The 24,304-nt window shown below is 64.0% G+C and carries 24 protein-coding genes; 10 read left to right on the top strand and 14 right to left on the bottom strand.

What is annotated here, in order from left to right:
• Nucleotides 1–49: 49 nt before the first annotated feature.
• From QZY44_RS14150 to QZY44_RS14160, 3 genes are read left to right on the top strand one after another with little or no spacing between them, the layout of a single operon-like run.
• Nucleotides 50–697, top strand: a complete 648-nt coding sequence (locus QZY44_RS14150; RefSeq protein WP_295447266.1) for a heme-binding beta-barrel domain-containing protein — start codon at nt 50–52, stop codon at nt 695–697.
• Between the two features lie 7 nt (nt 698–704).
• Nucleotides 705–1,382, top strand: coding sequence for a MarC family protein (locus QZY44_RS14155; RefSeq protein ID WP_295447268.1), 678 nt, complete (start codon nt 705–707; stop codon nt 1,380–1,382).
• A gap of 23 nt (nt 1,383–1,405) precedes the next feature.
• The gene (locus tag QZY44_RS14160) at nt 1,406–2,419 is read left to right on the top strand and encodes an SDR family NAD(P)-dependent oxidoreductase (RefSeq protein WP_295447270.1); all 1,014 of its coding nucleotides are present in this window, start codon (nt 1,406–1,408) and stop codon (nt 2,417–2,419) included.
• 123 nt (nt 2,420–2,542) lie between these two features.
• Here QZY44_RS14160 and QZY44_RS14165 read toward each other — a convergent pair whose 3' ends face one another.
• Together QZY44_RS14165 and QZY44_RS14170 are read right to left on the bottom strand one after the other, a co-directional pair.
• A complete protein-coding gene (locus QZY44_RS14165) occupies nt 2,543–3,988 on the bottom strand; it encodes a DUF1214 domain-containing protein (protein WP_295447272.1) in 1,446 nt (481 codons plus the stop codon).
• 29 nt (nt 3,989–4,017) lie between these two features.
• The gene (locus QZY44_RS14170) at nt 4,018–4,260 is read right to left on the bottom strand and encodes a hypothetical protein (protein WP_295447274.1); all 243 of its coding nucleotides are present in this window, start codon (nt 4,258–4,260) and stop codon (nt 4,018–4,020) included.
• A gap of 373 nt (nt 4,261–4,633) precedes the next feature.
• Here QZY44_RS14170 and QZY44_RS14175 point away from each other — a divergent pair, with 373 nt between their 5' ends.
• The 6 genes from QZY44_RS14175 (at nt 4,634) to QZY44_RS14200 (ending at nt 8,438) form a co-directional block, all read left to right on the top strand.
• Nucleotides 4,634–5,050 (top strand): Rap1a/Tai family immunity protein, encoded by a 417-nt coding sequence (locus tag QZY44_RS14175; protein ID WP_295447275.1) that lies wholly within the window; start codon nt 4,634–4,636, stop codon nt 5,048–5,050.
• Nucleotides 5,051–5,136: 86 nt separating this feature from the next.
• Nucleotides 5,137–5,376, top strand: coding sequence for a YMGG-like glycine zipper-containing protein (locus QZY44_RS14180; RefSeq protein WP_295447277.1), 240 nt, complete (start codon nt 5,137–5,139; stop codon nt 5,374–5,376).
• 7 nt (nt 5,377–5,383) lie between these two features.
• Nucleotides 5,384–6,865, top strand: a complete 1,482-nt coding sequence (locus QZY44_RS14185) for a DUF1254 domain-containing protein (RefSeq protein WP_295447279.1) — start codon at nt 5,384–5,386, stop codon at nt 6,863–6,865.
• A gap of 114 nt (nt 6,866–6,979) precedes the next feature.
• Nucleotides 6,980–7,747 (top strand): 7-alpha-hydroxysteroid dehydrogenase, encoded by a 768-nt coding sequence (gene hdhA / locus QZY44_RS14190; protein WP_295447281.1) that lies wholly within the window; start codon nt 6,980–6,982, stop codon nt 7,745–7,747.
• Nucleotides 7,748–7,875: 128 nt separating this feature from the next.
• Nucleotides 7,876–8,223 (top strand): hypothetical protein, encoded by a 348-nt coding sequence (locus QZY44_RS14195; RefSeq protein ID WP_295447283.1) that lies wholly within the window; start codon nt 7,876–7,878, stop codon nt 8,221–8,223.
• Nucleotides 8,220–8,438 (top strand): hypothetical protein, encoded by a 219-nt coding sequence (locus tag QZY44_RS14200; RefSeq protein ID WP_295447285.1) that lies wholly within the window; start codon nt 8,220–8,222, stop codon nt 8,436–8,438. The genes QZY44_RS14195 and QZY44_RS14200 overlap by 4 nt, the downstream gene beginning before the upstream one ends.
• 426 nt (nt 8,439–8,864) lie before the next feature.
• Here the strand turns inward: QZY44_RS14200 and QZY44_RS14205 are convergent, their stop codons facing one another.
• The 12 genes from QZY44_RS14205 to QZY44_RS14260 all read right to left on the bottom strand — a co-directional run bounded on the left by QZY44_RS14205 (nt 8,865) and on the right by QZY44_RS14260 (nt 22,421).
• Nucleotides 8,865–9,920, bottom strand: coding sequence for an AI-2E family transporter (locus tag QZY44_RS14205; protein WP_295447286.1), 1,056 nt, complete (start codon nt 9,918–9,920; stop codon nt 8,865–8,867).
• A gap of 220 nt (nt 9,921–10,140) precedes the next feature.
• Complete coding sequence (locus QZY44_RS14210) at nt 10,141–11,529, bottom strand: TAXI family TRAP transporter solute-binding subunit (protein ID WP_295447288.1); 1,389 nt, start codon at nt 11,527–11,529, stop codon at nt 10,141–10,143.
• Between the two features lie 91 nt (nt 11,530–11,620).
• Nucleotides 11,621–14,203 (bottom strand): ATP-dependent chaperone ClpB, encoded by a 2,583-nt coding sequence (gene clpB / locus QZY44_RS14215; RefSeq protein ID WP_295447290.1) that lies wholly within the window; start codon nt 14,201–14,203, stop codon nt 11,621–11,623.
• Nucleotides 14,204–14,217: 14 nt separating this feature from the next.
• Nucleotides 14,218–16,119: a molecular chaperone DnaK gene (gene dnaK / locus QZY44_RS14220; RefSeq protein WP_295447292.1), complete on the bottom strand. Its 1,902-nt coding sequence runs from the start codon at nt 16,117–16,119 to the stop codon at nt 14,218–14,220.
• A complete protein-coding gene (locus tag QZY44_RS14225) occupies nt 16,116–16,280 on the bottom strand; it encodes a hypothetical protein (protein WP_295447294.1) in 165 nt (54 codons plus the stop codon). Before QZY44_RS14225 ends, dnaK begins: the two co-directional genes overlap by 4 nt.
• A 278-nt stretch (nt 16,281–16,558) precedes the next feature.
• Entirely contained in the window at nt 16,559–18,751 is a 2,193-nt protein-coding gene (locus QZY44_RS14230) for a patatin-like phospholipase family protein (RefSeq protein WP_295447296.1), read from the bottom strand.
• Nucleotides 18,748–19,536 carry a DUF4239 domain-containing protein gene (locus QZY44_RS14235; protein ID WP_295447298.1) on the bottom strand — a complete coding sequence of 263 codons (789 nt, stop codon included), beginning with the start codon at nt 19,534–19,536 and terminating at the stop codon, nt 18,748–18,750. The genes QZY44_RS14230 and QZY44_RS14235 overlap by 4 nt, the downstream gene beginning before the upstream one ends.
• A gap of 28 nt (nt 19,537–19,564) precedes the next feature.
• Nucleotides 19,565–19,738, bottom strand: a complete 174-nt coding sequence (locus QZY44_RS14240; RefSeq protein WP_295447300.1) for a hypothetical protein — start codon at nt 19,736–19,738, stop codon at nt 19,565–19,567.
• A 108-nt stretch (nt 19,739–19,846) separates the two neighbouring features.
• Complete coding sequence (locus QZY44_RS14245) at nt 19,847–21,184, bottom strand: alginate export family protein (protein ID WP_295447302.1); 1,338 nt, start codon at nt 21,182–21,184, stop codon at nt 19,847–19,849.
• Between the two features lie 124 nt (nt 21,185–21,308).
• Nucleotides 21,309–21,431 carry a hypothetical protein gene (locus QZY44_RS14250; protein WP_295447305.1) on the bottom strand — a complete coding sequence of 41 codons (123 nt, stop codon included), beginning with the start codon at nt 21,429–21,431 and terminating at the stop codon, nt 21,309–21,311.
• Nucleotides 21,432–21,495: 64 nt separating this feature from the next.
• A complete protein-coding gene (locus QZY44_RS14255; protein WP_295447306.1) occupies nt 21,496–21,810 on the bottom strand; it encodes a hypothetical protein in 315 nt (104 codons plus the stop codon).
• A gap of 143 nt (nt 21,811–21,953) precedes the next feature.
• A complete protein-coding gene (locus QZY44_RS14260; protein ID WP_295447307.1) occupies nt 21,954–22,421 on the bottom strand; it encodes a DUF1269 domain-containing protein in 468 nt (155 codons plus the stop codon).
• A gap of 177 nt (nt 22,422–22,598) precedes the next feature.
• On the opposite strand from QZY44_RS14260, the gene QZY44_RS14265 reads away from it, so the two are divergent.
• Nucleotides 22,599–24,275 (top strand): DUF6399 domain-containing protein, encoded by a 1,677-nt coding sequence (locus QZY44_RS14265; RefSeq protein ID WP_295447308.1) that lies wholly within the window; start codon nt 22,599–22,601, stop codon nt 24,273–24,275.
• The last annotated feature ends 29 nt before the right edge of the window (nt 24,276–24,304 follow it).

Below are 24,304 nucleotides of genomic sequence, written 5' to 3' on the forward strand. Positions count from 1 at the left end.
CTCCTGTGGCCGGAATGATGATCAAGAAGGTTAAGCCTCAGGAGGAACCATGAACGATTTTCCGCAAGACATCTATACCGAGCAGCAACCGGCAGTCGACACACTCGCGAACCTGGGACCGCTCGCCGGGATAGCCGGCATCTGGACCAGTGCTGGCGGCCTCGACGTCAACCCGAAACCCAACGGCCCGCAAGAGCAGGCGTTTGTCGAGCACGTCGAATGTCAGCCAATCGATGCACAGACTAATGGCCCCCAACTTTTCTACGGCTTGCGCTACCATACGCATATCGTCAAGCCGAATGAAGTCGAGACCTTTCATGACCAGGTCGGTTATTGGCTCTGGGAGCCGGCGACGGGTCGGTTGATCCAGACACTGGCGATACCGCGCGGGCAAACCGCAATGGCCGTCGGACAGGCGGCGCCCAACGCGCGAACCTTTCGCCTCGAAGCGGTTCGTGGTGGCGAGACGAACGGGATTCTGTCCAATCCGTTTCTGGAGTATGCCTTCAGGACGGTGAGCTACACCATCACGGTGACCATCCACCCCGACGACACTTGGTCCTACGAGCAGGACACGGTCCTGATCATTCCCGGGCAGGCGGAGCCGTTTCACCATACGGATCGCAATACCCTACGCAGGATCGGCGCGCCGACGCCCAATCCCACCGCCATCCACGCCCGACCATCCGGATATTGAGACTACTATGGAAGCGACCCTCAGCACCTTTGCCGCAACCCTATTCGCACTGCTCAACCCGCTGGGGATGCTCCCCGTATTCATTGGTTACACGGATGGCTTGGGTGCCGGCGTCCAGCGCTGGTTGGCGCTGCTGGTGACCCTGACCGTGCTTGGCTTGATGATTATTTTCCTCCTGACCGGCAATAATATCCTGCACTTTTTCGGGATCACGCTGGATGCCTTTCGCATGGCCGGCGGCATCATCCTCCTGCTGATCGGCATCCGTATCGTGAATGCCGTGGCGAACCAGAAGAGCAATGCGTCGGCGGCTGGGGGAGTCGGCGGGGACTTGGGCGAGGCCGAGTCGGTCTATCGCATGATCGTGGTGCCGTTTGCGATGCCCCTCCTGGTTGGGCCTGGGGTCATCGCCAATCTGATCCTCTATGCCGCAGAGGCCAAGAACAGCGGGAGCGACACGATGTTCCTGGGCCTGTTGGCGGTGATTATCGGCGTCTCACTCCTAACGTTTTTGATCCTGCTCTCTGCCAGGCCACTCCAGCGGGTGCTCGGCGAGGTAGGATTGAGCATCGTCACCCGTATCCTGGGTTTGCTGGTCGCCGCGATCGGTATGCAGTTCGTCGTGTCCGGGACCACCGATACCATCGTCCATGTGATCGCGCCCGCCATCTTGCACCTCCACTGATGAATTGAAGGGGTAGACCTGTTGTGGATCGTCGATCGCTACTCAAGGGGCTGGGCGCTGGTACCGCCGCCATCCCGATTGCCCAGGCCGTTGGGGCCGACGCATTTGGGGCGGCCAACCGGGGGGATGACGGGGAAGGCGTCGGCAAGGTGGCTATCGCACCACCCGATCCCACCTATTTCATCCCAGGGCGGTTCCAGGGGAAGACCTTGGTCATTACCGGCTTTGCCCGCGGGATGGGCCAGGCGGCGGCCATCCGCGCGGCGCGCGAGGGCGCCAACGTGGTCGGGATCGACTGGTTGCCCAATGAAGCCAATCAAACGGCCGAAGCCATCGCCAAGGAAGGCGGCAAGATCGCGTTCGTCGTCGGCAACGTTGCCAAGACGGCCGACTGCGACCGCATGGTCGCGCTGGCTGTGGAGCAGTTCGGCGGGGTCGATCTGGCGATCAACAACGCCGGGGTGATGGACGGCGTCTACTCGGGCGAGCCGATCGACTATGCAAGCCAGAAGTCGCTGGTCTTCGCACCCATCGACCAGGCCACGGACGCCTATTGGGACAATGTCTTCGCCACCAATGCCGGCGGCGTATTCAGGTCTATGCGCGCCGAACTGCGCCAGATGGTAGCGCAGGGACGCGGCGGCGCCATCGTCAATGTCGCCTCGATCGCCGGACTCACGGGGCTGGCCGGCAACCCGGCCTATGTGGCCAGCAAGCATGCGGTGAACGGACTGACCGCGAACGCCGCCATCGACTATGCGCCCTACGGCATTCGCGTCAACTCGGTGAACATGGCGGCGACCGACACGCCGATGGTCGCCCGCGCCGGGCAGTTGGTCGCGGAGATCATGCGCGCGGGCGAGGGCGACAACATGGGACGGATCAAGACCCAGTCGATTCTTGCCTATGCGGATCGCAAGCATCGTCCGGCCACGGTCTGGGAGCAGGTGGCCGTCATGCTGTTTCTGCTGTCGGCTGAGGCCGCCAACCTGACCGGGGCGCGTTATGCCACGGACGGGGGTTGGACCGCGTACTGACGCGCCCTGGTGATCAATCCGGCCACCGGGAGCGCCGCGGCAGAGGGCGATGGCACCAGCGGCCCGCGCGGGCCGGCCCGACCGGCCCCCCGAGTTCTACCGGTCGGTCGGCCGCGGCGCCGCTCAGTCCACGCGCCGCATGGCCGGCGGAAACCACTGGCCGTCCCGGATCGCGATCTCCGGCAGGTAGGTGCGCAGCGTCACGAGGAAGGCGTCGCGCGGGGCGGGCAGCCAGTGACCCTCGGGGACACCGGCGGGCCGGTCCGCGGCAAAGGTGACCGTCAGCGACCCGTCGCGCGCCGGCGCCAACCCCGGCGTTTCGGGGCCGACGAGGTAGCGGCCGAGCGGGTTCTCGACGAGCCGTCCGTCGCTCGCACGGTACATGGTGAGCGACCAGAATCCACCCTGGCCCACGGGCGGCAGTTGGCCGGCGGGGAAGGTCAGCGTGTAGCGCTGCCGCCCATCCAGCGGACGGTCCTGCGCGTCGCGCACGGCGACGAAGTACATCGCCTCGTCGGCCGGCAGCGAGCCGACCTGCGTTAGCTGCGTCGCCGCATGGCGCAGCGGATCGAGCCCGAGTCTGCCGGTCTGTGGATTGGGCACGCGCCAGCCCTCGCGGGACGGGCCATAGGAAGCGAGGGCGTTGATCGCCATCTGTGCGTCGCGCGCACCCGCCGCGATCGCCTCGCGCAGCGCCGGGTCCTCGGGCAGCCGCCCGCCCGGGCCGAGGCCGACCGCGTTCGACATCGCGCTCAGTGCCCGGAAGGGCAGCGGCGGCGGATTGAGCGCGGTGTAGTCCGCGACGACCTCGAAGAAGTGCAGCGGATCGTGCAGGCGATGCAGCGCCTCGCCGTCGTATGCGGAGGTCTCGATGCGCGGGAAGGAGCGGTCCGGACCGCGCCACCGGTGGAGCGGTGCCAGCCGGATCGCGTCCTGGACGGAGCGTGCCGCGGCCAGATCCGCCTCGTTGCACGCGCGCACGCGCTGGAACAGGGTGGCGACCGGGGTCGGCACCACCACCACCTGGTCGATGCCCTCCGGCGTCGCCGCGTCCCAGCCGGGTGGCGCGATCAGGATGTTCACCGCGCGCTCTCCGATCGTGCGCGGGCTGAGCACCGCGACATCGCTGAAATAGGCGTCGAGGACGGCGACCGACAGGTAGCGGTCGCGAACCGCCGGGAGCGACAGTACCACCGGGCCCTGCCGGTCCAAACGCAGGAACGCGGCGCCATAGAGTGTGTCGACGTTCGGCATGACGGTGGTGGTGCCCGGCGTCGAGAAATCCCGTACCAGCAGCCAGCCGCCGAACGGCTCCTCCTGTGGCGCGATCATGAGGCGCGCTGCCCGGTAACTGGCCAACTGCGCGAGGTTCATGAAGGCGGGCAGGCCGATCAGGTACGCCTGGGAGGCGATGGCGCGCGTCGTCCAGGCGTGCGCCTGCGCGATCTGCGCCGGCCCGAGGTCAAGCCGGTAGGATTCAATGCGCGGCGGCTCCTGCGCCACAGCGCCCCCCGCGAGCGATAGCGCCAGCGCGCAGGCCACACATGCGCCGAGTCTCACCTTCTGCATTACATACACCCCCGGTCATCCTCGCCCAGTCATCCTGCAAGCTTGCCATGCCGTGCGATGAAAGCGTCATGCTGCTCCTGGTCCCGAATCCGTTTCATGTCCCGCAGGCTGTAAATACCGTCGCCGATTGCGAAGCGATCCACCTGCTCGCTCTGGTGCAGCGACCAGGCGAGATCGTAGAGCGCACGCGTGATGGCTTCCGGCGCCTGGCTTTCGTTGATGAGACGCTCCATCTCCCCGGTCAGATCCAGTATCGCTTCGCGATTGGGCATAACGCTCGACTCCTGTGACAATGAAGCGGAGTATATCAGGATACGTTCCCGATTTTGCCCCCGACACAACCTAGCCTAGGCGCCCTCTCTGACACAATCGATCAGTTACCCATTTTGGGCCGCCGCCCAATACCCATGCTAAATAGCAGATTGCGCTGCTTGATGTCTTGCGGTTTGCTGTCAGGCACTCCTTCGCGGGCGGATTGCGCAATGGCCGCAGTTCGCCGTGACATTGGCGGATGAGCGCTGAACCCCCACGGCGGGTTATAATAGCCCGGTGTCGTCCCGAGTACGGGCCGCCTCCGGCGCACCCCCACGGGCCCAAGCGGTCCGTCGGGCGGCGGCTGACCAGCCAATCCAACGAGGTCGAACGATGATGGTCTTCACTCCGCTTTCCCCCCGCTCCCGGGTTATTTCCGGGGTCGCCGTCCTGCTCTCTCTGGGCCTGTGTCAACGCGCGGCGGCGGTCGATAACGCCGACTTCCGTTTCGATACCACCAAGGACCTGATCGCCGTGTGCGCAGTGGCGGCCACTGAACCCGAATACCCGGTTGCCCATCAGGCATGCCGCGCCTTTATCGAGGCAGCGGGCGAATATCACGATCTGGTGAGCAAACCGGGGAAGCTTCCGCGCCTGGTCTGCTACCCGCCCACCGCCACCATTGAGGACGGTGTCGGCGCATTCAGCAACTGGGCCGCAGCGCACGCCGGTGATTCGAAGTTACTGGGTGAGCCGCCGGTGGTGGGCCTGATGCGCGCACTCGCGGCCAAATATCCCTGTAAGGGGTGATCTCGCCTCCGGCATCCCCAGTCGATCGTCCAACCCTCCAGATCGCGGCCCCGGGTCGCGTCTGGCACCGTCCAGGAGTTCCCTGCATGAAGACCTCTTTGCTGAAGACCCTCACCGCTTCCAGCATCCTGATCGCCACCGTCGCCATCCCCGGCTGCGGTACCACCACCGGCACCCGATCGGTGACCGGTGCCCTGATGGGTGCCGCCGGCGGTGCCGTGATCGGCTCCCTGAGTGCACAGGCAGGTGCCGGTGCACTGATCGGACTCGGTGTGGGTTCACTCGGCGGCTATCTTTACGACCAGCACAAGAAGGGCAACCTCTGACACTGACTTGAAGACGCTGCGCGCCCGCGCACTTGGCGTGGCACTGAACGTCGTCGGATCGCTGAGCTTGCTGTCTCCGGCCATCGCCGCGGGACCGCCTTTCGCCGCGCTTGGCACCACGGCTGGCGCACCCGCAGACGCCTCATCCGTCCCCCGCGCTGGCCTGACGGCGCTTTCTCCCGCGCAGCTGACCTCCATCGCCTCCATCGGCTATGTCTGGGGATACCCCACGGTCGACCTCTACCGGATCATGTACGAGCAGGCGCTGGACCCCAACTCGGGCCTTTTCCTCGCACCAATGAACAAGGTCGGCAATTTCCGCAATGTCGCCACGCCGCAAGACACTGCGACGATTTCGCCAAACGTCGATACCCCGTACTCGTACGCATGGCTCGATCTGCGCCAGGGGCCGGTGATCATCACGGTGCCGCCGTTCGCCGCCAACCGGTATCTGTCGCTGGAGTTGTTCGACCTCTATACCTACATCCTCGGCTATGTCTCCCCGCGGATGAACGGGCGCGTTGGCGGCGACTTCATGGTGGCGCCACCCGGTTGGTCGGGACCGACGCCGAAGGGAGTGAAGAAGGTCTTCCTGTCGACGACGACGTTGGCGCTCGGGCTTTTCCGCACGCAACTTTTCCGGCCCGACGAACTGAACGCAGTCCACGCGATCCAGGACCGCTTCCAGGTCCGCACGCTTTACGAGTACCTCGGAAAGCAGGCGCCACCGCCGGACCCGCTGCCGCCGCTCGTCGCGCCGGTCAACCTGCGCAAAGAGCCGACAAGCCTCGGGTTCTACACCGTTCTCGACTGGATGATGCAGTTTATGCCGGTGCTCGCCGACGAACAGGAGCTGCGCGTGCGGCTCGCGCGGATCGGCATCGAAGCGGGCCGGCGCTTCGACCCGCCCGCGTCGCTGCAGTCGGCGGTCGTCGCGGGCATGCGCGAGGCATTCGGGCAGATGCAACAGCGCGCGCTGCGCGTGCGCGCATCGTCCGAGCTGTTCGGCTCGCGCGAGTTCCTGAAGCAGGACTATCTGACGCGTGCGACCGGCGCGATGCTCGGTATCCTCGGCAACGCGCAGGAGGAGTTCCTCGGGGTCGGCTGGCAGGCGGACGTAGACGCCAAGCCCTTCGATGGGTCGAAGCGCTACACCATCCACTTCGCCAACGGCGACCTACCGCCCGTCGGCGCGTTCTGGTCGATCACCGCGTATACGACGCAGAAGCTCCTGTACGCCAACCCGCTCGATCGCTATGCAATCAACTCGCCGATGATGCCGTCGTTCAAGCGCGGCCCCAACGGTGGCATCACGATCTACGTGCAACACGACTCGCCAGGCAAGGCGCTGGAGAGCAACTGGTTGCCGGTGCCGGACGGGCCATTCGGCCTGACGTTTCGCACCTACGAGCCAGGCGAGGCGATCCGTGACGGCCGCTGGCGCGCGCCGCCGGTCGTGCCGGTCAAGGGGAAATCGGGGACGTACTGATGTTCGGTTGTTCGACCGCCTTTCTGTTTGCCATCATCCAAGGTTACTTGGATAGCCTGGGCTTCGCCGCCTGCGCAAAGGCGGCCCGCGCCCGTACTTACGAGAGATTTATAGATGCCGCTACTCGACGCATTTCGAATGGATGGCCAAGTGGCCATTGTTACTGGGGCCGGGGCCGGCATTGGCCAGAGCATCGCCGAGACCTTGGCGGGCGTCGGCGCCACGGTGCTGGTGAGCGACCTTGACCCCGCGCGTGCGCTCGCAGTTGCCGAGGGCATCCGCAACACTGGCGGGGAGGCGATGGGGCTGGCCTGCAACGTGACCGTGGAAGACGATCTCACGGCGCTGATACGGACCGCACTCGACCGGTTCGGCAAGATCAGCGTGTTGGTGAACAATGCCGGTGGAGGCGGTCCAAAGCCATTCGACATGCCGCTGGAAGACTTCATCTGGGCCTATGAGCTCAACGTATTCTCGGTGTTCCGTCTGTGCCAACTGTGCGCGCCGGAGATTGCCAGGACAGGTGGCGGGGCCATCCTTAATATCAGCTCTATGTCAGCCGAGAACGCCAATGTGCGGATGGCATCTTACGCCTCCTCGAAGGCGGCGCTCAGTCATCTGACCCGCAACCTGGCCTACGATCTGGGGCCCGATCAGATTCGCGTGAATGCGATCGCCCCGGGGGCGATCCATACCGCCGCCCTGGGCAGCGTATTGACGCCCCAGATCGAGGCCGCGATGCTGCGGCGTACGCCATTGCAACGGCTGGGAGAACCCGCCGACATCGGCTATGCGGCGCTCTTTCTCTGTTCGCCTGCCGCGGCCTGGATCAGCGGGCAGGTGCTGACGGTGAGCGGCGGCGGCGTTCAGGAGCTCGACTGAACGTGCCGGTCCCGACATTGCCTTCCTAAGGGATCAGTCTGAGCGAGGTCCAGATCGATCTCCTGGGGTCCAGCGGTGATTCCAAACTGGACGCATCCCTGCGCGAGCAGGCGCGCGGCTTGGTCGGAATGGGCGCAGGCGAGCGCTTCAACGAGCTGATCGCCGACAGCGCGATGATGCGCATTCGGCGCATCGCTGGTGTACGCAACGCCACCTATCGCCTCCAGCAACGCATCAACCCGGATACCGTGGTGATGGTCGTGACGGTGAAGCTTGAGACTGGCGAGGCCTCCGTGGCCGGGCCGTCCGGCGTTTTCCCGGAACGGGCGATGACGCCCTTCCCAGTTCTCTATCGCAGCGATCGCAGCCTGATCCGGGTGATCCTCAACGGGGGCTCCGGGGTCTTTACCGCTCGACCACCAACATCGAAAAGTTCTATGCCGGCTTACTCTTTGTCAGCCCACGCACGGGCGTGAATGCCAATGTCTCGATCGGCCGGCAGAATTTCACGCTCAACGACGGCTTTCTGATCTCGCAATACGGTTCGCAATACAATGCAGGTCCCCGTCCGGGCGTCTATCTGGCGCCCCGTACCACGCACGACCTCGCCGTGCTCGGCCAGGCCACGATCGGCCGCTGGACGCTGCAGGGCTTTTTTCTCGATCCGCTATTCGTATTTCTCCGGAGATGACCCGCGCAGCGGCCGTTACGAGCGCTTCGATCCGCTGTTCTCCGGTGGTCTTTCGGAATGGTTGCAGGGCATCTCGCTGGCCAAGGCGTTAAGCCAGGGCAACCGCTCCACCCATCGCGTCCGCTTCAATGTCAGCCCGATGGCGGGGGTCGATCTGACCCTCGACTTCGACAACCCTCCATGGTGTGATCGGTGTCGATCCGGGGCTGCTCAAGGGGGCCTCGATCACGGTTCCGGCTAAAACCGGCAGCGTATAAGCAAAGATTTGGCCTCTCACTGAGACACGAAGACACAAAGCAGAAAGAAAAATTCTCCATGTCTCCGTGTCTCCATGAGAGATCTTTTCACCTCGCAGCAGCCGGCCGGAGCGAGGAACGACGAACGACGCTCCGCTCGCTGCCGACGGGCACCCGCCGCGGTGCATTTTCAACCGCGATACAGGCTGCTGTTCAGATAGGCATCCCGTGCGCCATGCAACAAGACCCGAATGACCGCGGCGACCGGCAGTGCGAGCAGTATGCCAACCAGTCCGAACAGATGGCCGCCAGCCAGCACCGCGAATAGCACGGCCACCGGATGCAGACCGATGCGGTCTCCGATCAGCTTGGGGGTCAGGAAGAAATCGCTGGCAAATTGTCCCAGACCGAACAGGATCAGGACCGGCACCACGCTGAGCAGGCTATGGAATTCCATGATCGAAACGGTACTGGCGAGCAGAATACCGGTGATCGGGCCAAGGTAAGGTACGAAGCTCACCAGTCCCGCCACCATCCCGATGATCAGCGGAAATTCCAGTCCGATCAGCGCCAGACCTACAGAATAAAAGAAACCCAGAATGACCATCACGATGAACTGCCCGCGCAGGAATTCCCCGACAACCTTATCTGATTCATGAGTCAGGTAGCTGATGTGGTCCACCGTAGCGCGCGGCAGTAGTTGCTGGATGTTGGCCAACAAGACATGCCAGTCGCGCAACAGATAGAATGTGAGCAGCGGGATCAGCACCAGATGGGCGAGCCAGGTAAAGATCACGGTCGTGGAGGACTCCAGCGCCTGCACCAGACCGAGGGTCACCGTGCTGATCTTGTCCGCATAGTCGGTCAGTCGCGTATGCAATAACTCCAGCTCGAACGTCGCTGGATCGAAACCGAAATGAGCGTGAATCCAGGGGGCCACGCTGGTCTGGAGCCATTGGATATAGACCGGCAGCCGATCCATCAGTACCTTGAACTGGTGCGAAGAAATCGGAATCAGGATCAGCAGCAGCACCACCAAACCAAGGACGATCACGCCAAACACCACCATTACCGCCCGGGATCGCTCCATACCTTTCGTTTCCAGCCGGTCGATCAGTGGATTTCCCAGATAGGCGAGCACGGCGGCGTACATGAAGGGCGCCAGTACCGGCGCCAACAGGTAGAGCAGTCCGATGAACAGGACGCCGAAGATCAACCAGAAACGGGTTTGGTAGTGTTGCAGCATGGGTATTTCTTCCTGTCAGAGCATCATTGATGGAACAACTGGTGCGGTTCTTGGTTCGCCCACCGGCATGGTATCCGGCCGTGGGATCGTCGGATCGGCTTTGATCATAACTTCGGCCGCGGACCCCAGGGCGCAGAGCGCCAAACACATGCGTGACACCGCTGGAGCGGTGTCACGAGCTTGCGCGGTGTCACGAGGCGCACCGGAGGTAGAGCGATGGTCATGGCTCCGGCCCCGGCTGATCGTTTTCCTGAAGACTTGGTGTCTCATCAACCTGCATCATGCTGACGACCTTGGCACGGACCAGATTGAGGTGCATCCGGAACGTATACAACAGATCGCTGTAGGACAGCGGCAGGTGCAGGTGGTTGATCTGTTCTTCGAGTAACTGCAGACTGGCCGCAATACGCGCGAGTTCAGCATGACCGTGTGCATGCTCCAGTTCCGCTTCGAATCGACGCAAATCGCCATAGCGGCGGTAAAATGGCGAGCGGACACCCCAGTTATAAAGAGACGGCAGCATTTTTGCCAGCGGGACGGCAACGGCGATGAGCGGTAGGATCAATACCCAAAAGCGCTCCAGTCGATCGGCGATCCAGAAGGGAAAATGGCGTTGCAGATAAGGCAGACCTTGCTTAAAATAGGACTTGGCCTCAAAAGAGAGTGGGAAATCACCCTCATTTGGCGATGGGAACTCCCCCCCCTTATGGAGGATTCCCCCACCACCATGGGTCTCACTCATCGCCTGTAGCAATTGATACTGCAAGGCTGGATGCAAATTCTTGCGAATGACGACACTCACCGGGGTGGCCAACAAGCTCAGATCCTGGTGAGGAAGATCCGCGGCAAAGTCGATCGCCCCGCGTGGCAGGTCCGCGCGTGCAAAGACCGGGAAGCGGCGCGCAATCGCTTCGGCATGTGCAAGGCTCATCAGGCGGAGCTGTGGGTTCATGAGCAGGCGCCTCACCATCGCTGCATCGGCGGAGGCGACGATGAAGGCGGCATCGATGTCGCCGGCCTCCAGCCGCTGCGCGGCGTCCATACCTTCCAATGGCCATTGCCTGGTCTGGCGATCATTCAGACCATTGGCATCCAGCAACGGTGCGGCCAGTTTGTGCGTCTCACTCCCCGGGGGGCCGACTGCCAGGCGCTTGCCCTTGAGTTGCGCAAGATGATCGAGAGGACGCCGATGACGGTAAAACACCCACAGGGGCTCATAGCCGATCGTACCCAGCATCGCGAGCGTCGCTGCCGGGGCCTTTTCCCCCTCCACCTGCGCATGGTTCAGTCCGCCCCGCAGGAAGGCAATGTCGACATCCGAGCGGGGATCGAGCAGCTGCGCCAGATTGTGCGCCGATCCCGTGGAGGAACGTACCTCCAGGGTGATGCCATTGCGGCCAAGAATGCGGGCGTAGTTCTGCGCGAAGGCAAAGTAATCCTCGGTATTCCCCCCAGTAGAAATGACGATATGGGACGGCGTAGGAGGTCGGATAAAGGGCTTTGCCGCATAAAAACAGAGCACAAGAACCGACAGGGTCGGTAGCCCGAACGCCAGGAGGCCGCGCAACCTGGAGGCATGCCAGCGATCCGGTATGAGGGTATCGTTCATGCTTGCGTCAGCAATTCATGCCTCACAATGATCATTGTCGATAATCAGGTGACAATTGGGCTTGCCGGCATGCCTCAGTCCTGTGAGATGCTCAGGCGCGGGTCGCCATGAAGATCAGCTCACCCCGCTCGGCCGCGGCATGGATGGTATCTCCCGGCGCGAAGTGTCCGGCCAGGATCTCCTGGGCCAGCGGATTCTCGAGGCGCTGCTGGATGACTCGCTTGAGGGGACGGGCGCCGTAGACCGGATCGAAGCCGACATTACCCAGCAAGTCGAGTGCCTCATCCGTGATCTGCAGGTTCATTCCCTGACCCTCCAGGCGACGGGTGAGGATGTCCACCTGCAGGCGGGCGATGCGCCGGATCTGCTTGCGCTGCAGCGGGTGGAAGACGACGGTGTCGTCGACGCGGTTGATGAACTCGGGGCGAAAGTGCTGGCCGACGATCTCCATCACCGCCCGCTTCATCTCATCGTAACGCGCTTCTTCCGCCATGCGCTGGATGACGTCCGAGCCCAGGTTGGAGGTCATGGCGATGACGGTGTTGCGAAAATCCACGGTGCGCCCTTGGCCGTCCGTGAGGCGCCCGTCGTCGAGGACTTGCAGCAGCACATTGAACACGTCCGGGTGGGCCTTCTCCACCTCGTCGAGCAGCAGCACTGAATAGGGCCGGCGGCGCACGGCCTCCGTCAGATAGCCGCCCTCATCGTAGCCGACATAGCCGGGGGGCGCGCCGATCATGCGCGCCACCGAGTGCTTTTCCATGAACTCGGACATGTCGAGCCGGATCATGGCCTCCTCGGTATCGAACAGGAAGGCGGCGAGCGCCTTGCACAGCTCGGTCTTGCCGACACCCGTCGGTCCGAGGAACAGGAAGGATCCGTTGGGCCGGTTGGGGTCGGCGAGCCCCGCGCGGGCGCGGCGGATGGCGTTGCTGACCGCCCGCAGGGCCTCTTCCTGGCCGACGACACGTTGGCCGAGCTCCTGCTCAAGGTGCAGCAGCTTCTCGCGCTCGCCCTCGAGCATCTTGGCGACCGGGATGCCGGTCCACTTGGAGACCACCTCGGCCACCTCTTCCTCGGTGACCTTGTCGCGCAGCAGGGTCGCCTCCTGCTGCTCGGCTCGCTCGGCCTCGGTCAGGCGGCGCTCCAGCTCAGGCAGGCGCCCGTATTGGAGTTCCGACATGCGCGCAAGGTCCCCGGCGCGGCGCGCCGTCTCCATCTCCAGCTTGACGCGCTCAATCTCCTCCCTGATCTGGCTGGCACCCTGCAGCGCCGCCTTCTCGGCCGTCCAGACGTCCTTGAGGTCGACATACTCGCGTTCCAGGGCCGCGAGCTCGGTCTCCAGATCCAACCTGCGCCGCTTGGATGCCTCGTCGGACTCCTTCTTCAGGGCCTCCCGCTCGATCTTGAGCTGGATGATGCGCCGGTCTAGGCGATCCATCTCCTCGGGCATGGAGTCGATCTCCATGCGGATGCGACTCGCTGCCTCATCGATGAGGTCGATGGCCTTGTCGGGGAGCTGGCGATCGGCGATGTAGCGGTGCGAGAGGGTGGCCGCGGCGACGATGGCCGGGTCGGTGATGGTGACTCCGTGGTGGACCTCGTAGCGTTCCTTCAGCCCCCGCAGGATCGCGATGGTGTCCTCGACGTTGGGCTCGTCCACCAGCACCTTCTGGAAGCGCCGCTCCAGGGCCGCATCCTTCTCCACGTACTTACGGTACTCGTCAAGCGTGGTCGCCCCCACGCAGTGAAGCGCTCCGCGCGCAAGGGCAGGTTTGAGCATGTTGCCCGCGTCCATCGCTCCCTCAGCCTTGCCCGCACCGACCATCGTGTGCAGCTCGTCGATGAATAGGATGATTTGGCCTTCCTGCTTGGCCAGGTCGTTGAGCACGCCTTTCAGGCGCTCCTCGAACTCGCCGCGGAACTTGGCCCCGGCGATCAGGGCGCCCATATCCAGTGCCAGCAGCCGCTTGCCGCGCAGCCCCTCGGGCACCTCCCCGTTGACGATGCGCTGCGCCAGTCCCTCGACGATGGCGGTCTTGCCCACACCCGGCTCGCCGATCAGTACCGGGTTGTTCTTGGTGCGCCGACCCAGGACCTGGATGGTGCGGCGGATCTCGTCGTCGCGGCCGATGACCGGATCGAGCTTGCCCTGCTCGGCGCGTTCGGTCAGGTCGATCGTGAACTTCTCCAGGGCCTGACGCTGCTCCTCGGCGTTGGGGTCTTGGACACGCTCGCCGCCGCGCACCAGGTCGATGGCCCGCTCCAGGGCGCCCTTGCTCGCCCCGGCGGCGCGCAGCAGTTCGCCGACGTTGCCCTTGTCCTCGACCGCGGCGAGCAGAAACAGCTCGCTGGAAACATACTGATCGTTGCGCTTCTGGGCGAGCTTGTCGGTGACGTTGAGCAGCTTCCCAAGCGCGTTGCCGAGGTGGACCTCGCCCGGGGCCCCCTGAACCTGGGGTAGCTGGTCCAGTGCCTCCATGAGCTGCACACGCAGCTGGTTGATGTTGACGGCCGCCTGGACCAGCAGTGGGCGGGCGGTGCCCCCGTCCTGATCAAGCAGCGCCATGAGCAGGTGCACGGGCTCGACGTACTGGTGGCCACGCCCGACCGCAATGCTCTGGGCGTCCGCCAGGGCAAGCTGGAACTTGGTGGTGAGTTTGTCCATTCGCATGCTAGGGACTCCTCTCAACGAGGACCAACGTCTTCAAACTCGGCGTCCAACACCTCGTCGTCTCCCCCGCCTTGGGCGCGCGCGCTGCCGCCCGTCGTGGCAGCGCCGCGCGCGGCCTCCAACAGCCTGCTGGTCTCCGTCCGCAGGGTCTCGGTCTTGGCGGCAACGGCATTGACATCGCTGCCCTTGATGGCCTCTTCCAGATCGCCGATGAGGCGTTCGATGCGGTCCTTGGTGGCAGCCCCAAGCGTGCCCTCGGAGTCCTTCACCGTGGTGCGGGTGGCGTGAATCAGGGCGTCGGCGCGGTTACGCGCCTCGACCAGTTCATGGAACTTACGGTCTTCCGCCGCGTGGGCCTCGGCGTCCTTGACCATGCGCGCCACCTCCTGCTCGGAGAGTCCGCTCGACGCCTTGATGACGATGGATTGCTCCTTGCCGCTGGCCTTGTCCTTGGCAGAGACGTTGAGGATGCCGTTGGCGTCGATATCGAAGGCCACCTCGATCTGGGGCATCCCACGGGGGGCCGGCGGGATGCCCTCGAGGTTGAACTGCCCGAGCGACTTGTTGGCGCTCGCCTGCTCGCGCTCACCCTGGAGCACGTGCACCGTGACGGCGCCTTGATTGTCGTCAGCCGTGCTGAAGAGTTGGGTCGCCTTGGCTGGGATGGTCGTGTTCTTCTCGATCAGCTTGGTCATTACACCCCCGAGCGTCTCTATCCCCAGCGACAGCGGTGTGACGTCGAGCAGCAGCACGTCCTTGACGGCACCCGAGAGCACGGCGCCCTGAATGGCGGCACCCACCGCGACGGCCTCGTCCGGGTTGACGTCCTTCCTCGGCTCCTTGCCAAAGAGCGCCTTGACGCGCTCCTGCACCTTCGGCATGCGCGTCTGCCCCCCGACGAGGATGACCTCGTCGATGTCCGATGCCGAGAGTCCCGCATCGGTGAGCGCCTGCCGGCAGGGTCCCTCGGTGCGCTCGATCAGGTCATTCACCAAACCCTCGAGCTTCGCCCGCGTCAGCTTGACATTGAGGTGCTTGGCGCCTGTCTGATCCGCGGTGACGTAAGGCAGATTGATATCGGTCTGTGCCGCGGACGAAAGCTCGATCTTGGCCTTCTCCGCCGCCTCTTTCAGGCGTTGCATCGCGAGCGGGTCGCCGCGCAGATCGATACCCTGTTCTTTCTTGAAGGTGTCGGCCAGGAAATCGATCAGCCGCTTGTCGAAGTCCTCGCCGCCGAGAAAGGTATCGCCATTGGTCGACAGGACCTCGAATTGGTGGTCCCCCTCCGCCTGAGCGATTTCGATGATGGAGATGTCGAAGGTGCCGCCGCCCAGGTCGTAGACGGCGATCTTCTGATCCCCGCGCTTCTTGTCCGTACCATAGGCGAGCGCCGCGGCGGTCGGCTCGTTGATGATGCGTTTCACGTCCAGACCGGCGATCCGGCCGGCGTCCTTGGTGGCCTGACGCTGGGAATCGTTGAAGTAGGCAGGGACCGTGATCACCGCCTCGGTCACCGTTTCGCCGAGATAGTCCTCGGCGGTCTTCTTCATCTTGCGCAGGATGTGCGCCTGCACCTGGGGCGGCGCCATCTTGGTGCCGTTGCCCTCGACCCAGGCGTCGCCGTTGTCGGCGCGCACGATCTTGTAGGGGACCATGCCGATGTCGCGCTGGACCACGTCCTCGTCGAACCGGCGCCCAATCAGGCGCTTGATGGCGAACAGGGTGTTCTTGGGGTTGGTCACGGCCTGGCGCTTGGCCGCCTGCCCGACCAAGACCTCCCCATCGGGTCCAAACGCCACCATCGAGGGGGTGGTCCGCGACCCTTCCGCGTTCTCGATCACCTTGGGCCGATCGTCCTCCATGACCGCCACGCAGGAGTTGGTCGTGCCAAGGTCGATACCGATGACTTTGCTCATTCGCCCTTGACCTCGATCTTCTTCGCCTTGCTCTCTGCGATCTGCGCGACGGCGCTGCGCTCCTCATGGCGCAACCAGGCCCGTTGCATCGCCCGGGAATAGTGGTCAAACAAGAGCTCCATCTCCCGTAATGGGTGCCGGAGTGTCAGTTGCGTGTTCATGGTCGTCTCCTGTCATTCGACATTGCCTAGGGTCAAATATCCAGCTAACAGCTGACGCGGTCAATACCACGAATACCCAAAATGGGCCGACTAAGATGCCGGCTGGCCCGTCGCGGGAAAGCTGCGCGGACTCCGTCATCATATGACCGCAGGCCGCTGAACGGGTGCGGACAAAGTCATAGGAAAGGATGCGACAGGTGAGGTAGTGTGGGAATTACCGCGCAACCGCCCGCGGTACGCCCTGTCCATCGCCTTCACACACTGGAGCGACCGTCAGTTCAAGGTCGCCCGAGGATAAGATAGCCCGTGGTCTTCCCGTCTCCGCTCACACCCAGGCCAAGGTAAGCGGGTCCGAGCCAGGTATCGGCCGCAAAGAAGAGGCTGCTACCGGAGCGGATGCCGGACTTTGTCAGGAGCGGGTTGGTCTTCTCCAATTCGCCGACCTCCAGTGAAGCGCCCAAATAGACACCGCGGCCAAGTGGCGGCGGCAGGGCGGTGATCAATCGGTAGTAGGTCAGTGAGCCGAACGCAAACTGATTGGCGCGGAACTGGTCGTTGGCGTAGCCGGATAGGTGGAGGAAGCCGCCCAGGGCAAATTGGTCGTAATAGGGCATGTCGCCGCCGAAGGCCTTGCCGGCCTCGGCACGGGCGACGAGGGTGTTGGCCCCGAAGGCGAAAGCGCCGTCCCAGCGCCCCGCTGCGCGGTTGAAGTTGACGTCCGCACCCAGCGCCGCCTGGGGCGAGCGCAGGTCCAGGGCCAGGCGGTTACCACGCCGCGGCAGGTAGGCGCTGTCGAGTGTGTCGTAGACAAAGGATGCGCGCAGACCGGTCTCGTTGGTAGTGCGCGTGGGGAGACTTGGGTCACCCGTATCGAGTTCGGCCGTGGTATGGGCAAGGACCGCGCCAATGCGCAGCTCCGCGTTTCCGTCGAACAGGGTGCCACCCAAGTCCAGACCCAGGGCACTGCGGGTCAGGGTATAGTTGGCGACACGTTTGCCGCCCTGAAAGACGTTGAGCGGAGCGCTTGCGACCCCTAGGCTGGGTACAATGAAGGTGGAGCGCTCGACCGAGAAGGGTTGGTAAAGCTCGGTGTAGAAATCCGCCACGTTTCCGAGCTGGGCGGTGGTGTACCACTCGGCGCCGAGTTCATTGATCCAGATACGGCGATAGGAACTGCGCAGGCCGACGCGGTTGTCCCCCTGAAAGTCCGAGGCGACCCCCAGCCCGAAGGTGAGATAGCCTGGTCCCCAGGGCTTCTCGCGCGCATTGACGACCAGACTGTTGGATCTGTCCTGCCGATCGAGGTTATAGTTGATGTTCTGGAAGGCTCCCCGGCCATAGAGCCGCTGGATGTCTTGGTCGAGCACCGGGCGGTTCAGTGGCCTTCCCTGCTGGTGCTCGACCAGTGGTTCGAAGATCTTGGGATTGACGTAGGTGAGGCCGCGGACGTCGACCTTGGTGATCGGCGCCGTGTCCGGGATGGCGCGGGGACGGCTGGCCAGCCAGGCGGCATAGTCCTCGGGACTGACACTCAGGTGCGCGAGACGCGGCGCTGCCTGGCGGGCGGCGGCCTCACCGATACGGATGGCCGTCGCGGCGCCGTTGAAGTCGCTGGAGGACATGTTGCCCAACTCGGGCGTGATCAACACGTCCTTCCCCGGGCGTAATTGCTTGAGTGAGCGCGTGACGTTCTGCTCCGTGAGGATCGCGACCATCTGCCCCACGACCCCGACCACCGACCCTAACTGATCGCGGGGGAGATAGCCGCCCCCCAGGTTGACGGCGATGATGAGGTCCACGCCCATGGCGCGTGCCACATCCAACGGTAGGTTGCGTACCAATCCGCCGTCCACATAGAGGTGGTCCTCGAACAGTACCGGCGCGAACACCCCTGGGACCGACATGCTGGCGCGCATCACCTCCGGCAGGGGACCGGAGTCGAAGACCTTCATGGAGCCGTCCTCCAGATCGGTCGCCACGGCACGATACCGGATCGGCAGGGCGTCGAAGTTGCGTATTCCATCTGCGTTCTTGACCAGTTGACTGAAGAACATCTCGACCTTCTGTCCCGCCAGGGCTCCGCTGGGCAGACTGATCTTGCCGTCATTGACGCCGATGCTGAAGTCGAATTTCGGATTGAAACTCTGTTCCCTGCGGCGGATCGGCCAATCCTCCCGCGGCGACTCATCGACAAAGAGCTTGTCCCAGTCGACCGTCGTCAGGCTGTGCTCCATATCGGCCGGGCTGACGCCGCTGGCATAGGTGCCGCCGACCAGGGCTCCCATGCTGGTCCCGACCACGACGCTGATCGGGATGCGCAGCTCCTCCAGGACCTTGAGCACCCCCACATGGGCGGCACCGCGTGCACCGCCCCCGCTCAGCACGAGGCCAATGCGTGGATGGGAAGGATCGCGGGCCAACGCCGGCAGGTTCATGCAGCAGAGCAACAGCAGCAGCAACAAGCGTCTCATCGGCGGTCACTCATGCTTTCCCGCAATTGAATCAACACCCGGTCGGAGTCCTCCATGCGAATCAAACCGAGCCGCGGGTATTCCAGGTCGAGGATGACATACACCGTCACCGCCATCACCAGCACGAAGCCGAAGATGTGGACCCAGGAGGGAGATTTGCCGCCCGCCAGGTCATAGCCGGCCAGCAGCGACGCCGTCAGCGCAAGCGCAGCGATCATACCGAAGATGATCATGGGCGGATGCCGGAGCGCCGTTTCAGTGCGGGTTGTGGTGATGTCGATCATCTGGTTCAGCGCCGGCAGGAGCAACAGGGGCGCGGGCTGGGCACCCGAGTCACGGCACGCCGCGATGGCGTCGGTCCAGATCTCACCCTGAAGCTGGAGGGAATGGGCCAGTTCCATTTTCGCCGCTGTGACATCGGGGAATTTCCCGTACGTGGTAATCCGCGAATCCAGGTACCGTCGGAACAATTCCCGCAACGCCGGCTGCGCGCTGGCGGGAAGCAGGTCCAAGCGCAGCCAGGCAGTGCCAATCGCGTTGGCCTCCTCCACCACCAGTTGCCGTTGTTCGTCGAACCGCGTTCCCGCCCCGGAAAACGTAAAGGCGATCAGCAATCCCAGCAGGGCAAACACGGCACCGTCCAGGATGCCGGCGCCCTCCCGTGATCGTTGGGCTTCCCGCGCCGATCGCCGAGTGCCAATTCGCCGCCCCGTCTCCAGGAAGATCAGCATCCCGAGGAACAGTCCCCCGGCGAAGATCAGGGCATGAGTGGATAGTTGGCCCATTGGGCGCTCCTTGGCGTGGTCACGCCGTTCAGTCTGGGTTCGTCCGACTTGGCGTCACGGTCCCGCCCGATTGGCGCGGCGGAAACTCGGCCAGCGAGTGCGCATGGTCGGCCAGGATGTCGCGGATCATGCCGCCGAGGAATGCCTTCGTCATCGCCGGGAGGTTCGAGCGGTGGCAATCGCGCTGTTCGAAAGGGTCCATTCGCAGGTTAAACAGCGCGCTGTCAGAAAACGGATCGAAAGTCGGGAGCCGCCACCGGCTAAAGCCTCGACCGCCAGTTGCGAACGGACCGCACCCGCCGCTAGCACCTCAATACTTCACTTTCAAGGTAATGCCGGCGGCGCACCAGGTTGCGCTGTTCACATTCGGCAGATCCCGAATGCCTTGTCCCGGCATGGCGACCGAGCTCCAGAGCGCGGTGGTCCAGTGCGGGCTGAAGACATGCGCCCATTCGACATAGACCTCATCGTCGAGATGATGGTTCGCGACGCCGTTCGTGAGGGTAACGCCCGCGGGGGTCAACACGGGACGGGTCGCCTGACCGAACTGAATGGGACTGGAAAGTCGATCGGCGAACGCGCGAAGATATTGGACTTTCACATAATCCTGCTGGGTTACCAGCAGCTGGAGGGTCACCCGGTGATAATCCACGTTTGAATTCAGGAACGCGTAAGAGCTGCTGGCGCCGAACCACCAATTGTCCAGCCCATTGCCGTAATAGAGCGGATCAAAGCGCTCATACCGCGCGGTGGACGGGTCGTCGCCGCTGAAGTGCGCGTAGGCGTAACTAATCGCCGGGACCAAAGGCAGGGTCACAAAGCGGTAGCCTGCTTCGCCGTACCAGGCATAGGCCGCCATGTCGATCCAGCGGTTGCGTTCGATCGCAAATTCCCCGCGCAGCCAGGCGTTGTTGACTCCGAAATTGCTCCCCTCGATCTGCGCAAACCCTTGTAGCGCGTCGAGACCCTTGCGCCCGCCGGGAATGCCGGTTGGATCACGCGGCAAGGGATAGAACATATCCGATTCCAGAACATGAAGCGCCGCGAACCCAACGCGTGATTTCTCGCCCCAGCGATATTGAGCGACGCCGCCGGCAAGCCGGGTATGGGTGTCGCTCGAGCGGAGTTCATTCGGGTCCAGATAAAAGGCCTCGACGCTCAGCCCGCCATAGGAGACCCGTGCCACGGTGGCGTTCTCCCAGGCCAGGCGCGGCATGAGCCCACCGGCGCCCCGCTCAAAGCCGTTGCCGACCCCTTGCCAAATCAGCATGCCCGTCCCGACGCCATAGTCTTGCTGCCCGCAGGACACATCAATGTTCCAAGCGGAGGCGGGATTTCGGGTCCGTAGGCCGGCAAAGGCATTTTCGAGGCTGATCGCACCTTGGTTTCTCTGGTCGTAAGAATCAGCGCCAAGCGTGCCGGAAGCGCCGACGCCCACCCCTGCGTAGACCTCCATCCAGGGGTGCAGGCGCACCACGGCGTCGATCCCGAGATTGAGCCAACCCTCGCCCCAGGCGCGATTGCCGGCGAAGCTGTTAACCGGGTTGACGCTGGCAAGGCCGAACCAGGTTCCTGAATAGGCGTACCCGGCTAGCGTTGCGTCGAGGCGGGCTTTCAGGGTCACTTGCTCGTTCGCAATCAGCGTCATCGGGTCCGCCGCCGGATGGGAGACTGCCCGTTGCGCGTGGCCATTCGGGACCTGACCGAGCGCCGCCAAGGCCAGGACAAGCGGCAGTCTGAACCTGGTCAAGCCCGTGGCTCCAAACGTTGCATTAGAAGATGCACTTAAACCCAAGGTTGATGCCGAAGTCGTCCGTGCTGTCGAGGAAGGAGGTCCCCACGCGGGCGAAGACGCCAGTCCCGGGGCAGATCATTTGGCCAAGTTCGAGTTCCACATCCAGCGCCTAAGGCCTCATGCATCCCACGCTGACGGGCTGGCTTGGGGACTCCAGATCGTCATCAGCGAAGGCGCGCCTGAATGTCGCCGAGACCCGTGTAAGCAACACCAAAGCCACGATATGACGGAAGGGGGGCCTCGATATTGAAGCCCCACGCGAAGCTGAGCGCGCGATCATATTTCAGCGTCAGGCTATTGACGGCAACCCCGTGAGTATAGGCATCGTACTTATAAAGAAGCTCGATCTTAGTGATGTTGTCTTTCGGATTGACGCCCCGGACCGCCCCCTCCGCGGCCGGTTCCGGGGCGGCTTGCCCATAAGACGCCATCGCTGATAGGACGGCGAGCGCGCCGGTCAGCAGGCATAGAGTACGCATGAAAATTGCCGCCGTGTGTCTTGCGCCCGGGGCCTAAATCGTCGCTCCGCCCACCCTGGAGTCCAAGGCTTCAGCCTTGGATGGACAGGACCAAGGCTAAAGCCTTGCGCTCCGGAAGAATCACGGCCGCGTCCGGCGGGCGGTCAGGCTGACGTGGGCACCTGCGGATGTGCCTCGATCAACGCCTTGAGTCCGTCCTCCTCATCCTTGGTGAGGGAGGTCTGGATGACATGGCCCTTGCCCTTGAATGGCTCCAGGGCGGCCAGGACCTTGTCCGGGGTGACCTTTTTCACCAGGATGAAAATGGCGGAGCCGCCGGGCTGAAACTTTTCGGCCAGCTGCTTCATAAAGTCGTCATTGATCCCGAGATCGGTGAAGCGCCCCGAGAGGGCGCCGGCCCCAGCCCCAACGGCCGCACCCACGAAGGGCATGAAGAACAGCATGCCGATCAGCATGCCCCAGAAGCCACCCGTTACCGCGCCCATGGCGGTGAGGTTTGCGGCCTGGTGGAGCTTGACCTTGCCGGCGGCGTCCTTGGTCACGACGACCACATCCTCCATATCGATCAGGTACTCCTGGCCTTGATCATAAATCCGGCCAAGACATAGCATAGGGCTTGGAGAATCACCCCCTGGAGAGCGGCAGGACCCGCGAAATTGTGTACCCTTGGAAGTGCAAACAAACCGAGGGTTAAGCACCATGTTCGAAGGTCCTGCCGGGATCGACTTTAGCGCAGACATCGGGTCGATGCCATCGGACGTGGTACGGCGGTGGGCCGGTGGTTGGTCGTGAAGCACCGCTCGCGCCTGGAGCGGGCCGAACACCGTGGGGCGGCAGTTGCGCGCTTGGCGGCGGGGCAGCCGCAACGGCACGTGGCCGCCGAGCTCGGTGTGGCCCGCAGCACCCTGCAGGATTGGTGCAAGCCCGCCCCGGTCGGCGCGGCCCCGGCGATCTTGGTGGCCTTCGTGGCGACCCCCGAGGGCGTGCAATGGCTGCATCAGATCGTGGTGGCGGCGCACTTCGTGATCACGTTGCAAGGCGGTGCCGGGGTGCGGATGGTGTGTGAATTCCTGAGGTTGAGTGGGTTGTCGGCGTTCGTTGGCGCCAGCTATGGCACCCAACAGGCCCTCAATGCGGCCTTGGAGGAGGCGGTGGTCGCGGTGGCGCGCGAGCAACGGGCGCAGCTGGCGGTGGGTATGCCGCATCGGCCGATCACGGTGTGCCAGGATGAGACCTTTCATCCGCAGATTTTGTTGGTCATGCTGGAGCCGGTGTCGAACTTTCTGCTACGCGAACAGTACGCGGCGGATCGCACGGCGGCCACCTGGACGCAGGCGTTGCGCGCGGGTCTGGACGGCTTGGACGTGACGGTGATCCAGGGCACCAGCGACGAGGCGACGGCGTTGCGCCGCCATATCGAGACGGATTTCGACGCCCATCATTCGCCGGACGTGTTCCATGGACAACAGGAGGTGTCCAAGGGCACCAGCCTGCACCTGGCCCGCCGCGTGAAACAGGCCGGCGCCAGCGTCGCGGCCGCTCAGGCGCACCTGGACGTTGAACGGGCGGCCGAGCAGGCCTATGACGCCCAATCCCCGCGTCCCCGCGGGCGTCCACCGGCGTTCGCGCCCCGCATTGAGGCCGCCCTGGCGCTCGTGGTGCAGGCTGAAGCCGACCAGGTACAGGCCCAAGCGCGCCAGGCCCAAGCGCGTGAACTGGTGCGTGAGCTGGGGACCCTCTATCACCCCTACGAGTTGGAGCAGGGACAGGCGCAGCCCGTGGAGCGCATCGCCCAGCGCTTTGCCGACGTATGGACGCGTCTGCAACAGCTCGCCGACGCGGCCGATCTGCCGACGCGCGCCCGCGAGCGCCTGGCCAAGGCACAGCGGCTGACGATTCAGTTCCTTGCCACCATTACCTTTTTCTTCGCGACCGTGCAGGCCAAGGTCGAGGCGCTGAATCTGCCGCCCGCGCTAGAACTGGCTTTGCTCACGCAGCTGATTCCGGCGCTCTACCTGGAGCGCGTCGCCAACCGCAGCACGCACGCCGAACCGCGCCACCGTCTGCACGCCCTGAGCCGGCAGTTGCTCGAACCGCTGCGCCAACGTGGTCATCCGCTCCAGGCCCTCGCGGAGGCCGAGCGCGCGCGACTCGAACAGGTGGCCGGCGACTGCGCCGACCTGTTCCAGCGCAGCAGTTCCAGCGTGGAGGGGCGCAACGGTCAACTGTCCCTGCATCATCATGGCCGACATCGCCTCAGCGACCGCAAGCTCGAGGCACTGACCGCCGTGCATAACTTCCACATCCGCCGCGCCGACGCGACCACCGCTGCCGAGCGCTTCTTCGGCCGCGCCCACGAAACGCTGTTCGCGCAGGTGCTCCAGCGCATGCCGTTGCCCGCGTCACCGGCGCGCCGACGACCGCGCCCACCCAGACCGCCCGCGCTCCTGCCGGTAGCGGCATAGCAGGGGTGGCCGTAACGATGATCAAGGCC

The sequence above is a fragment of the uncultured Thiodictyon sp. genome (assembly GCA_903837595.1).
Lineage (GTDB): Bacteria > Pseudomonadota > Gammaproteobacteria > Chromatiales > Chromatiaceae > Thiodictyon.